At 62.9% G+C, this 11,710-nt stretch carries 12 protein-coding genes; 5 read left to right on the top strand and 7 right to left on the bottom strand.

Features of this window, described 5'->3' with window-relative positions; translation table 11 throughout:
- Window positions 1–4 precede the first annotated feature (4 nt).
- Both GA566_RS21775 and GA566_RS21770 read left to right on the top strand, forming a co-directional pair.
- On the top strand, window positions 5–739 hold the full coding sequence (locus GA566_RS21775) for a GntR family transcriptional regulator (RefSeq protein WP_202126916.1): 735 nt from the start codon (window positions 5–7) through the stop codon (window positions 737–739).
- A 13-nt stretch (window positions 740–752) separates the two neighbouring features.
- A complete protein-coding gene (locus GA566_RS21770) occupies window positions 753–1,388 on the top strand; it encodes a flavin reductase family protein (protein WP_160473980.1) in 636 nt (211 codons plus the stop codon).
- Here GA566_RS21770 and GA566_RS21765 read toward each other — a convergent pair.
- The 6 genes from GA566_RS21765 to pruA all read right to left on the bottom strand — a co-directional run bounded on the left by GA566_RS21765 (window position 1,365) and on the right by pruA (window position 7,892).
- Window positions 1,365–2,408 (bottom strand): branched-chain amino acid ABC transporter permease, encoded by a 1,044-nt coding sequence (locus tag GA566_RS21765; protein WP_160473979.1) that lies wholly within the window; start codon window positions 2,406–2,408, stop codon window positions 1,365–1,367. The genes GA566_RS21770 and GA566_RS21765 overlap by 24 nt on opposite strands.
- Window positions 2,408–3,295 carry a branched-chain amino acid ABC transporter permease gene (locus GA566_RS21760; RefSeq protein WP_160473978.1) on the bottom strand — a complete coding sequence of 296 codons (888 nt, stop codon included), beginning with the start codon at window positions 3,293–3,295 and terminating at the stop codon, window positions 2,408–2,410. Before GA566_RS21760 ends, GA566_RS21765 begins: the two co-directional genes overlap by 1 nt.
- A gap of 23 nt (window positions 3,296–3,318) precedes the next feature.
- Entirely contained in the window at window positions 3,319–4,044 is a 726-nt protein-coding gene (locus GA566_RS21755; protein ID WP_137926221.1) for an ABC transporter ATP-binding protein, read from the bottom strand.
- Window position 4,045: 1 nt separating this feature from the next.
- Window positions 4,046–4,816, bottom strand: coding sequence for an ABC transporter ATP-binding protein (locus GA566_RS21750; protein ID WP_160473977.1), 771 nt, complete (start codon window positions 4,814–4,816; stop codon window positions 4,046–4,048).
- Between the two features lie 186 nt (window positions 4,817–5,002).
- Window positions 5,003–6,211 carry an ABC transporter substrate-binding protein gene (locus GA566_RS21745; protein WP_160473976.1) on the bottom strand — a complete coding sequence of 403 codons (1,209 nt, stop codon included), beginning with the start codon at window positions 6,209–6,211 and terminating at the stop codon, window positions 5,003–5,005.
- A 55-nt stretch (window positions 6,212–6,266) separates the two neighbouring features.
- Window positions 6,267–7,892: an L-glutamate gamma-semialdehyde dehydrogenase gene (gene pruA / locus GA566_RS21740; protein ID WP_160473975.1), complete on the bottom strand. Its 1,626-nt coding sequence runs from the start codon at window positions 7,890–7,892 to the stop codon at window positions 6,267–6,269.
- 118 nt (window positions 7,893–8,010) lie between these two features.
- Between pruA and GA566_RS21735 the strand changes: the two genes are divergently transcribed.
- On the top strand, window positions 8,011–8,682 hold the full coding sequence (locus GA566_RS21735; RefSeq protein ID WP_137925385.1) for a GntR family transcriptional regulator: 672 nt from the start codon (window positions 8,011–8,013) through the stop codon (window positions 8,680–8,682).
- A gap of 85 nt (window positions 8,683–8,767) precedes the next feature.
- Here the strand turns inward: GA566_RS21735 and GA566_RS21730 are convergent, their stop codons facing one another.
- A complete protein-coding gene (locus GA566_RS21730) occupies window positions 8,768–9,358 on the bottom strand; it encodes a helix-turn-helix domain-containing protein (protein WP_137925384.1) in 591 nt (196 codons plus the stop codon).
- 92 nt (window positions 9,359–9,450) lie between these two features.
- Here GA566_RS21730 and kbl point away from each other — a divergent pair, with 92 nt between their 5' ends.
- Both kbl and GA566_RS21720 read left to right on the top strand, forming a co-directional pair.
- Complete coding sequence (gene kbl / locus GA566_RS21725; RefSeq protein WP_160473974.1) at window positions 9,451–10,653, top strand: glycine C-acetyltransferase; 1,203 nt, start codon at window positions 9,451–9,453, stop codon at window positions 10,651–10,653.
- Entirely contained in the window at window positions 10,650–11,621 is a 972-nt protein-coding gene (locus tag GA566_RS21720; RefSeq protein ID WP_160473973.1) for an NAD-dependent epimerase/dehydratase family protein, read from the top strand. The genes kbl and GA566_RS21720 overlap by 4 nt, the downstream gene beginning before the upstream one ends.
- Window positions 11,622–11,710 lie beyond the last annotated feature (89 nt).

Raw genomic sequence — 11,710 nt, 5'->3', positions numbered from 1 at the left:
CGTCATGTCCAGCAAAGCCGCACGGAAGCCCGCCCCCGCTACCGAAGCGCCCGAGGCCATCGAGCCTGTGGACGCCGATACGCGCATCTACCAGGCCATCTTCGATGGCGTACTCAATCATCGTCTGACGCCCGGCACCAAGTTGCCCGAGCCCGAGCTATGCAGCCTGTTCGGCGTGGGCCGTGCCGTGGTACGCCGCGTGCTCGAGAAGCTCGCGCACGATGGCATCGTCGCACTGCGTCCCAACAAGGGTGCCGTGATTGCCGAACCCACGCCCGAGGAAACGAGCCAGATTTTCGAGGCGCGCCGCGCCATGGAGCGTGTGCTTGTGGAGCTGGCGGTGGAACGCGTGACGGAGGATGACCTGCGCGAACTGCGTCGCCAGCTTGCCGACGAACACGATGCCATGCACCGCTTCGACCAGCCATCGTGGGCGCGGCTGGCCAGTGGATTCCACCTGCGCATTGCCGCGCTGGCCCGCAACGCGGTGCTGCAACGCTACCTGACCGAACTAGTCTCGCGTTGTTCGCTCATCGTTGGGCTGTACGAGCCACCGGGCCATGCACCCTGCGAACACGACGAGCATGCGGCCATCGTGGCGTGCATCGAAGCGCGCGATGCAGCAGGCGCCGTGGCCCGCATGGAAGCGCATCTACGCGAACTGGAGCAGCGGATCGAAACCTCGCGCATGTCAGGCGAAAAGAGCCTGGCGCAGATGCTTGGGCTGCCGCAGCCCTGAACAAAGGAAGAGTATGGAAATCGATTTCAGCGCGATCACCGAGTATCAGCGCTACAAACTCATGGCCAGCCTGATCGTGCCGCGTCCCATCGCACTCGTCACCACGCTGGGTCCCGACGGCACCGCCAACGCCGCGCCGTTCTCGATGTTCAACATGCTGGGCGAAGAGCCTCCTATCGTCATGATCAGCGTGAACCGGCTCGACGATGGTGCGTTGAAGGACACCGCCGCCAATATCGTGCGGACTAAAGAATTTGTCGTGCACCTCAGCGACGAAGCGATGGTCGAGAAGATGCACCGCTGTGGCGAGCGTTTGCCCCCCGATGTAAGCGAACTCGCGCATGTGGGTCTCACGCCAGCGCCATGCACACAGGTGGCGCCGCCGCGTATCGCGGAAGCGCCGGTGGCCTTCGAATGCAATCTGTGGGAAACGCTGGAGACAGAAAGCCGCCAGATCTTCATCGGCCGCGTGCTGCGTCTGCATGCACGGGATGGGTTGATCGATACGGAGCGCTGGCGCGTGCGGCTGCAGGAGTACTTCCCCGTAGGCCGATTCGGCGCCAGCTTCTACGTGACCACGCGCGACCGCTTCTCGCTGGAGAAGGAGGCCGGCGCGGTCACCGCGTCAACCGCGATCGACGAGATGTGAGCCCAGCGGCGCCGCGGCCGTCTTGCGCCGTGCGCGCCACTGGTCTGCCACGACGATGATCTCGCCGACGATGCCGCGCCGGAACGTCAGCACACAGATCACGAAGATGATGCCCGTGACCATCGTTACCGATTCGCCCAGCGTGTTGAACCACGCCACGCCAGTCGCATTGGCGAGGAACATGCCAAGGTCGCCAAGCTTGTTCTCAAGCGCGATCACCACCAGCGCGCCGACGATAGGGCCGGTCAGCGTGCCAAGGCCGCCGACCAGCGTCATCAGGATCACCGCACCCGACATCGACCAGTGCACATCGGTCAGTGTCTCGAAGCCCAGCACGAGCGCTTTCAGCGAACCGGCCAGACCGGACAGCGCGGCTGAGAGCACGAATGCCAGCAGCTTGAAGCGATCCACGTCATAGCCCAGCGACACCGCACGCGGCTCGTTTTCCTTGATCGCCTTCAGGATCTGCCCGAACGGCGAATGGATCGTACGCACGATCAGCGCGAACGCTACCACCACGATGGCCAGCACCACGTAATACAGCGTCAGGTCGCTGTCGAGCGGCAGGAAGCCGAGCAGCTTGCCGCGCGGGATTCCCTGAATGCCGTCCTCGCCTCCCGTGAACGGTGCTTGCAGGCAGAAGAAGTAAAGCATCTGCGCGAGCGCAAGCGTGATCATCGAGAAGTAGATGCCCTGACGACGAATCGCCAGCGCGCCCATCGCCCAGCCGCCGAGCGCGGCAAACGCCATGCCCGCCAGCAGACCGAGTTCGGGCGTGAGGCCCCATTCCTTCATGGCGTGCCCGGCCACATAGCCCGCGCCGCCGAAGAATGCGGCATGACCGAACGACAGCAGCCCGGTATAGCCAATCAGCAAGTTGAATGCGCAGGCGAACAGCGCGAAGCAGAGCACCTTGAGCACGAAGACCGGATAGACGCCCAGCGCAGGCGCCAGCAGCACGGCCAGCAGTGCCACGCCATAGACCGCGAACTGGCCGCGGCGATTTTGGTTTTGCAGCATCATTTTTCCTTCCCGAACAGACCTGCGGGACGCAGCAGCAACACGATCACCATGATGAAGAACACCACGGTCGACGACGCTTCCGGATAGAACACCTTGGTCAGGCCCTCGATCACGCCCAGCCCCAGGCCGGTGAGGATCGAACCCATGATCGATCCCATGCCGCCAATCACTACCACGGCGAAGACGACGATGATCAGGTTCTGACCCATCAGCGGCGACACCTGGATCACCGGTGCGGCGAGCACACCGGCAAACGCGGCCAGCGCCACGCCGAAACCGTAGGTCAGCGTGACCATCAACGGCACGTTGACGCCGAAGGCTTCCACGATCTTCGGGTTCTCCGTGCCGGCGCGCAGGTAGGCGCCGAGCTTGGTCTTTTCAATCGTGTACCAGGTGGCGATGCACACCACCAGCGATGCCACCACCACCCAGGCACGGTAGTTCGGCAGCATCATGAAGCCGAGGTCCGTCGCGCCTTGCAGCAGTTCGGGCGGCGAGTAGGGCAGGCCGGACACGCCATAGATCGAGCGCAGCACACCTTCGATCACCAGCGTGATACCGAGGGTGAGCAGCAGGCCGTAGATGTGATCGAGCTTGTAGATCCAGCGCAGCAGCGTCTTCTCGATGAGCACGCCGAGCGCACCGGCCAGCAGCGGCGACAGCGCGAGCATGACCCAGTAGTTGAGCCCGGCGTATTCCATGCCGGCCCACGCCAGCACGGCACCCAGCATGAACAGTGCGCCGTGCGCGAAGTTGATCACGTTGAGCAGGCCGAAGATCACGGCGAGGCCAAGACTCAGCATCGCGTAGAACGCGCCGTTGACGAGCCCGAGCAGCAACTGCGAGAGCAGCGCGGGCAGGGGAATTCCAATATCGAATGTCATGAAATGCGTTATCCCTTTCCTGTCTACACGCCTAGCAGTTCATTGAGCACCGGCATCTTGGCCTGCAGCTCATTGGCCGCAAAGCGCTCGACGATGGTGCCGTGCTCCATCACGTAGAAGCGGTCGGCCAGCGGCGCAGCAAAGCGGAAGTTCTGCTCCACCATCACCACCGTGTAGCCCTTCTTCTTGAGCATCAGGATCATGCGCGCCAGTGCCTGCACGATGACCGGTGCCAGCCCTTCCGAGATTTCATCGAGCAGCAGCAGGTTTGCGCCGGTGCGTAGGATGCGGCCGACGGCCAGCATCTGTTGCTCGCCGCCAGAAAGACGCGTGCCCTGGCTCTGCTTGCGTTCCTTCAGGTTCGGGAACATCTCGTAGATCTCGGCCTCGCTCATGCCCTGGCTGGAACCTTTCAGCACCGGCGGCAGCAGCAGGTTCTCTTCGCACGAGAGCGACGAGAAGATCGCGCGCTCTTCGGGGCAGTAGCCAATGCCGTAGTGCGCAATCTTGTGCGTGGGCAAGTTGATGGTTTCCTTGCCATCGACCTTGATCGATCCCTTGCGTGCGCCGGTCAGGCCCATGATCGCGCGCATGGTGGTGGTACGGCCTGCGCCATTGCGGCCCAGCAGCGTTACCACTTCGCCACGATTCACAGTGAGGTCCACACCATGCAGGATGTGCGATTCGCCGTACCAGGCGTGCAGGTCCTTGATCTCAAGCGCGGGAACGTTGGATGCGTTCGTGGACATATCAGTGCGCTCCCTGCAGTTCGGCGTCGGCGGTGCCCATGTAGGCTTCCATCACGCGCGGGTCTTTCGATACTTCGGCGTACGGACCTTCGGCCAGGATCGCGCCACGCTGCAGCACCGTGATCTTGTCGGCAATCGACGAGACCACGTTCATGTTGTGTTCCACCATCAGGATGGTGCGGCCAGCCGATACCTTCTTGATCAGCTGCGTCACGCGATCCACGTCCTCGTGGCCCATGCCCTGCGTCGGCTCGTCGAGCAGCATCAGCTCGGGTTCCATTGCGAGCGTCGTGGCGATCTCCAGCGCGCGCTTGCGGCCGTAAGGCAGGTTGACGGTGACGGTCTCCGCGAATTCGGTGAGACCGACCTGATCGAGCAAGTCCATCGCACGTGCATCGAGCACATTGAGCGAACGTTCACTGCGCCAGAACTGGAACGCGGTGCCGAGTTGACGCTGCAACCCGATGCGCACGTTCTCGCGCACGGTCAGGTGCGGGAACACGGCGGAAATCTGGAACGAGCGAATCACGCCGCGCCGCGCAATCTGTGCCGGCTTCTCGCGCGTGATGTCGATACCGTTGAAAAGAATGGTGCCCGTGGTGGGCTCCAGGAACTTGGTGAGCAGGTTGAAGCAGGTGGTCTTGCCCGCGCCGTTCGGCCCGATCAATGCATGGATCGAGCCGCGACGCACTTGCAGGTCCACACCGTCGACCGCCGTGAAGCCTTTGAAGGACTTCGTGAGGTTGTGGACTTCCAGTACGTTGGTTGTCATGTGATACGAGAAAATTTGCCGTGAAATCGCTGCCGGTTTTCTCCCCTCTCCCGTGAACGGGAGAGGGGCGGGGGGAGAGGGCGGGCAGTGCAACCTGCCACCGGTGTCGGCAAGCAGAGCCTCCGGCCCTCTCCCCTAACCCCTCTCCCGCAAGGCGGGAGAGGGGAACAACACCAGCGGGGAGAATTACTTCTTGACCAACGGGCAGCGCGATTGCGACATTGGCTGGAACGCCTCGTCGCCCGGCACGGTAGCCACGAGCTTCAGGTAGTCCCACGGCGTCTTGGAGTCGGCGGGCTTCTTCACTTCCATCAGGTACATGTCGTGCACCATGCGGCCATCCGCGCGGACATAGCCGTTCTTGGCGAAGGCGTCGTTGATCTTGGCCTTCTTCAACGCAGCCATGACGGTGTCCGAATCATCGCTGCCCGTGGCCTGTACGGCCTTCAGGTAGTTCAGTACAGCGGAGTAGGTGCCAGCGTGAACCATGTTCGGCATGCGCTTCATGCGCGCGAAGAAGCGGGTGCCGAACTCGCGCGTCTGCGGGTTCAGGTCCCAGTACCACGCGTCGGTCATCTTCATGCCTTGCGTCAGCTTCAGGCCCAGGCTGTGCACGTCGCTGATGGTCATCAGCAGACCCACCAGCGTCTGGTTCTTCGGCAGGCCGAAGTCGTTGGAGGCCTTGATGGCATTGATGGTGTCGCCGCCGCCATTGGCCAGGGCCACGACCTGCGCCTTCGATGCCTGTGCCTGCAGCACGAACGACGAGAAGTCGGAGGCGTTGAGCGGATGCTTGACCTGACCTACCACCGTGCCGCCCGATGCCTTGACCACGTCAGCCGTCGCGGTTTCCAGCGACGCGCCGAAGGCGTAGTCGGCCGTCATGAAGTACCAGCTCTTCAGACCCTGCTTGACCATCGCCTTGCCGGCCACGTTGGCCAGCGCGTAGGTGTCATAGACCCAATGCACGATGTACGGCGAGCATTCCTCGTTGGTGTGGCGCAGATTGGCGCCGCCCGTGATCAGCGAGATGCGCTTCTTCTCCGATGCAATGCGCGACACGGCCAGCGCGACCGACGAATTCGGCAGGTCGACGATGGTGTCCACGCCGTCGCGGTCGATCCACTCGCGCGCCTTGGCGCTGCCGATGTCGGCCTTGTTCTGGTGGTCGGCGGTAACCAGTTCGATCTTCTTGCCGGGCAGGCCATTGCCAAAGTCCTCGATAGCCATCTTGGCGGCTTCGACGGAACCCTTGCCGGCGTAATCCAGATACACGCCGGACAGATCGGTCATCACGCCGATCTTGACGACGTCACCGGAAATCGCCGCGCTGGCAGCACCGGCAAACGTGGTCAGGCTGAACGCCAGGGCGGACAGCAGGGTAGCTCGCTTCATTTCTTCTTCTCCGTGGTGGTGTGGCTTGAAAACTGTCTCTCTCGATGTACCGGCTTTAGCCGGCCATATGCGGGTAGCGGTAGTCGGCGGGCGGCACGAACGTCTCCTTGACCGTGCGCGGCGAAACCCAGCGCAGGAGGTTCAGCGGCGAGCCCGCCTTGTCGTTGGTGCCGCTGCGGCGCGCGCCGCCAAACGGCTGCTGGCCAACCACGGCGCCCGTGGGCTTGTCGTTGATATAGAAGTTGCCTGCGGCATAGCGCAGGGCTTCGGATGCCTGTGTGACGGCTGTGCGGTCCCTGGCGAACACCGCGCCGGTGAGTGCGTAAGGACTGGTGCAATTCACCAGCGACAGCACTTCGGGCCAGTGCTCGTCCGCGTAGACATAGACGCTCAGCACCGGGCCGAACAATTCGGTTTCCATCAGCGTGTGTCGCGGGTCGCTCACTTCGAGCACGGTCGGTTCGATGAAGTAGCCCACGCTGTCATCGGCCTTGCCGCCGGTGATGACCTTCACGTTGCTATCGCTGGCCGCGCGTTGTAGATGACCGGCGATACGGTCGAACGCACGGCGATCGATCACGGCGCCCATGAAGTTTGTGAAGTCGGTGACGTCGCCCATGCGGATGGTGTCGACCAGCGCAGCCAGTCGATCCTTGACCTCTGGCCACAGCGACGCGGGAATGTAGGCGCGCGATGCCGCGCTGCACTTCTGGCCCTGGTATTCGAAGGCGCCGCGCAGCAGGGCCACGGCCAGCGTTTCGGCATCGGCCGATGCGTGCGCGAGCACGAAATCCTTGCCGCCCGTTTCGCCAACCAGACGCGGATAGCTGCGATAGCGCGACACATTGCGGCCCACTTCGCCCCACAGCATGTCGAACACGGCGGTCGAGCCCGTGAAGTGGATGCCAGCCAGTTCCGGACGCGCCAGCACGGCGCCGCTGACCGCCACCGGATCGCCCGGCACGAAGTTGATAACGCCTTTCGGCAGACCCGCCGCTTCGAGCAATTCCATGAACAGGTAGTTCGACAGCGAGGCCGTGGCCGCAGGCTTCCAGAGCACGGTGTTGCCCATCAGTGCCGGAGCGATGGCGAGGTTGCCGCCAATAGCCGTGAAGTTGAACGGCGTCACGGCGTAGACGAAGCCTTCCAGCGGACGGTATTCGAGGTGGTTGCGCATGCCCGGCGACGAGATCGGCTGGCCGTTGGCGATCTCGTGCGCGAACTGCACGTTGAAGCGCAGGAAGTCGATCAGTTCGCAGGCGGAGTCGATCTCGGCCTGATAGGAAGTCTTGCCCTGGCCGAGCATCGTTGCGGCATTCAGCTTTGCGCGCCACGGACCAGCCAGCAGGTCGGCGGCCTTGAGGAAGACAGCCGAGCGATCGGCTAGGGAGGCATTGGCCCAATCGCGCTGCGCAGCCACGGCGGAATCGATCGCGGCGTTGATGGTGGGGGTGTCGGCGTTGTGGACCTGGCCCAGCATCTGCGCATGGGCGTGCGGGGCGCGCACATCGGTATGGCTGGCGCTGGTGATGCGCTCACCGTTGACCACGGCGGGGATTTCGAGGACGTGTGCCTGCTGCGCGTCCAGTTCGGCAATCAGCGCCTTGCGCTCGGCACTGCCGGGTGCGTAGCTCAGAACGGTTTCATTAGTGGTTTTTGGATGCAGATTGTTTGCAGACATATACGACAAATTACCTATTGGATATGCAATGTTTGAAATTGGATCCAATATAGCAGCGCGAATATTCAGGCACAATAGGGACCTCACTCGAATCGCACACCGATCTCCAGCACTTCCCATGTCAATTCAACCGGGCCGCACCAGCGCCCCTACCAAGGGTTTACCCCAGATCATCCGTGACCAGCTTCGCTATGAAATCCTGAAAGGCACGCTTGCCGTGGGTGTTCAACTGCGGCAGGACGCGTTGGCCGAGCGCTTCAACGCAAGTCGCATTCCTGTGCGCGAGGCACTGCGCCAGCTAGAAACGGAAGGGTTGGTGACGTACCAGCGCAACCGGGGCGCCGTGGTGTCGGGGATGGATGTGTCGCAGATCTGCGAACTGCTCGATATCCGCGTGGCGCTCGAATGCCACGCGGCGCGGCTGGGCGTGCCGAACATGGTTCAGCAGGATTTCCAGCAAATGCAGGAGATTCTTGACGCGTACTCGAGTTCGGAGTCGCTCGCGGAATGGGCCGAGTACAACCGGCGCTTCCACCTGGCACTCTGCGCGCCGGCCAACAACAAGCGCCTGCGCCGACTGATCGAGGAGTTTTGCCTCAATACCGATCGCTATACGCACGAACAGATGTCACTGGCTACCGGCAAGGAAGGCCCGCAGGCTGACCACTATCGCATCCTCGAAGCGTGCAAGGCGCGCGATGCGGTGAAGGTGGCGGCTTTGCTCGAGGAACACATCCTCGAGACGAAGCGGAATTTGCTGGCGAGCGAGCGGATGAAGGAGGAGGGGTAACGTTTTCCCTTGCTCTTCGGTTTTCTCCCCTCTCCCGCTTGCGGGAGAGGGGAGCGAAACAATCCGGGAGAACTACGTCAGTAGTTCAAGTCGGATGCACCACCACCAACAAAGCCGTCGCCACACCTTTCCCCGGATTCCCAATCGCATGCGCCACGTCCGCGCCATAGCGCGCCGTTTCGCCATGCTTCAACTTCTTCTCGTCGCCCCCGGCTTGCACTGTCATGGCGCCGGTGAGCACCGTCAGGTGCTCCTGCGTGCCCGTATCGTGCGGATCGGATGCCAGTACGCCGCCGGGCTGGATCGATAACTCATACCACTCGAAGCGCCCCGCGAGGTCGATCGGACCCAGGATACGTAGCTCGCAGCGCGTATCCGGGCTCTTGAGCGCCGGAATCGCGTGCGGCTGCACCACGGTAATCGCCGGGGCCGGTGGCGCGCTGCCGCCTTGCGCCAGGAAGTCGGCCAGGCTCACCCCCAGGGCGTTTGCCAGCCGCCACAGCACCGCCACGGTGGGATTGGCGAGATTCCGTTCGATCTGCGACAGCATAGACTTGGAAACACCGGCGCGCCGCGAGAGGTCGTCCAGCGACAGTTGCTGGCTCTGGCGCAGGGCCTGCAGCGTGCTGCCAACGGCTGGTGGCCCTTCTGCGGGAACGGGTTGCGTCGTCGTCATTCGTTCGTTATAGTGCACGGCACGTTCGTTATATAGAACTCGTTCGATTTATCGATCGAGTGATCCGAGACACTACCACCGGGAGTCTGGCCATGTCGAGTGCCGAGGCGTTTTATGCATCGATCCGCGCGGAGCTTGCTGCCATCCGCGAAGCGGGGCTGTACAAGCGTGAGCGCATCATCGCTACGCCGCAGGGCGCAACGATCCGCACGGCGGATGGCCGCGAGGTCATCAATCTCTGTGCGAACAATTATCTCGGGCTGTCCTCGCACCCCAAGGTGATCGAAGCCGTGCACGAGGCGTTGCGCACCCATGGCTACGGCCTGTCGTCGGTGCGTTTCATCTGCGGCACGCAAGATTTGCACAAGTCGCTCGAACAGCGGCTCGCCGCATTCCTCGGCACCGAGGACACCATCCTCTATGGCTCGGCGTTCGACGCCAACGGTGGCCTGTTCGAAACGCTGCTCGGCCCCGATGACGCCGTGATCAGCGACGAACTGAACCATGCGTCGATCATCGACGGCATCCGCCTCTCCAAGGCGAAGCGCTACCGCTACAAGCACAACGATCTCGCCGATCTTGACGCGCAGTTGAAGCAGGCCGATGCCGATGGCGCGCGCTTCAAGCTCGTGTTCAGCGATGGCGTATTCTCGATGGATGGCACCGTAGCGCGGCTCGACGAGATTCGGCGCATCTGTGATGCGCACGGCGCGCTACTGGGTATCGACGAATGCCACGCCACCGGCTTCATGGGTGCGCGCGGTCGCGGCACGCACGAAGCACGCGGCGTCTTCGGCAAGATCGACATCATCACCGGCACGCTCGGCAAGGCACTGGGTGGCGCATCGGGTGGTTTCACATCGGGCCGCAAGGAAGTCATCGACCTGCTGCGCCAGCGCTCGCGTCCCTATCTGTTCTCGAATACCGTGGCGCCCGCCATCGTCGGCGCCAGCATTGCCGTGCTCGATATCCTCGAAGGCAGCACCGAACTGCGCGACCGGCTCGAAGCCAATACGAAGTTCTTCCGCGAAGGCATTGCCGCGCTGGGCTTCGACATCAAGCCGGGCGATCATCCCATCGTGCCGATCATGGTCTACGACGCAGAGAAGGCGCAGAAACTGTCCGAGCGGCTGCTTGAACTCGGCGTTTATGTGGTCGGCTTCTTCTATCCCGTGGTGGCAAAGGGCCAGGCGCGTATCCGCGTGCAGATGAGCGCCGGACACGATGAGACCACGCTGCGCACTGCGCTCGATGCATTTGCACAGGCAGGTCGTGAACTGGGGCTGGTGCAATGAACGCAGCAGTCAACACTGGCGCGCCGAAGATCCTGATCGTCGGCGCCAATGGGCAGCTTGGTTCCGAACTGGCGCTCGCCCTGGCCGAGCGCCATGGGCGCGAACAGGTGGTGACTTCCGATGTCGTGCCCACGGGCCGCCACGTCCACATCGCCCACGAAATGCTCAACATCACGGATCGCGGCGAACTGACCACGGTGATCGAGCGTCATGGCATTACGCAGATCTATCTGTTGGCCGCAGCACTGTCCGCCACCGGCGAGAAGGCACCGCAATGGGCGTGGAACCTGAACATGACGGGTCTGCTCAATGTGCTGGAAGCCGCGCGCCATCACGGTATCTCGCGCGTGTTCTGGCCCAGTTCGATTGCCGCGTTCGGCCCCTCGACACCGCGCGTGGACACGCCGCAGAAAACCATCATGGAGCCGACCACGGTCTATGGCATCTCCAAGCAGGCGGGCGAGGGCTGGTGCCGCTGGTACTTCGAGAATCATGGCGTGGATGTGCGCAGCGTGCGCTATCCGGGCCTGATCTCGCACAAGACGCCGCCCGGCGGCGGCACGACGGACTACGCAATCGATATCTTTCATCACGCGGTGCGTGGCGAGCCCTACACCTGCTTCCTCGAAGCTGACGAGCGCCTGCCGATGATGTATATGCCCGACGCGATCCGCGCCACGCTGGAGCTGATGGAAGCGCCGGCCGAACAGGTGCGCGAGCGCGGCAGCTACAACCTGGCCGGCATGAGCTTCACACCCACCGAGATCGCCGAAGCGATCCAGCGCCGCGTGCCGGATTTCAAGGTGAACTACGCGCCCGACTATCGGCAGGCCATTGCCCAGGGTTGGCCCGATTCGATCGACGACAGCGCCGCGCGCCGTGACTGGGGCTGGCAGCCGCATTTCTCGCTGCAGCAGATGGTGGACGACATGCTGGAGAACTTGCGCCTGAGTGTGGCTGCGGCTTAAGCGCCGCAAAGGCGAGATAGCGCAGTGCATCGGCAGGCACTGCGGGTGAAGTACTTGCCATGTGAACTAATTCGCAAATAAATCATTTG

It is taken from the genome of Cupriavidus sp. SW-Y-13 (assembly GCF_009793345.1).
Taxonomy (GTDB): domain Bacteria; phylum Pseudomonadota; class Gammaproteobacteria; order Burkholderiales; family Burkholderiaceae; genus Cupriavidus.
Note: the sequence above shows the minus strand (reverse complement) of the source record. Positions and strands in the feature narration are given on the sequence as shown.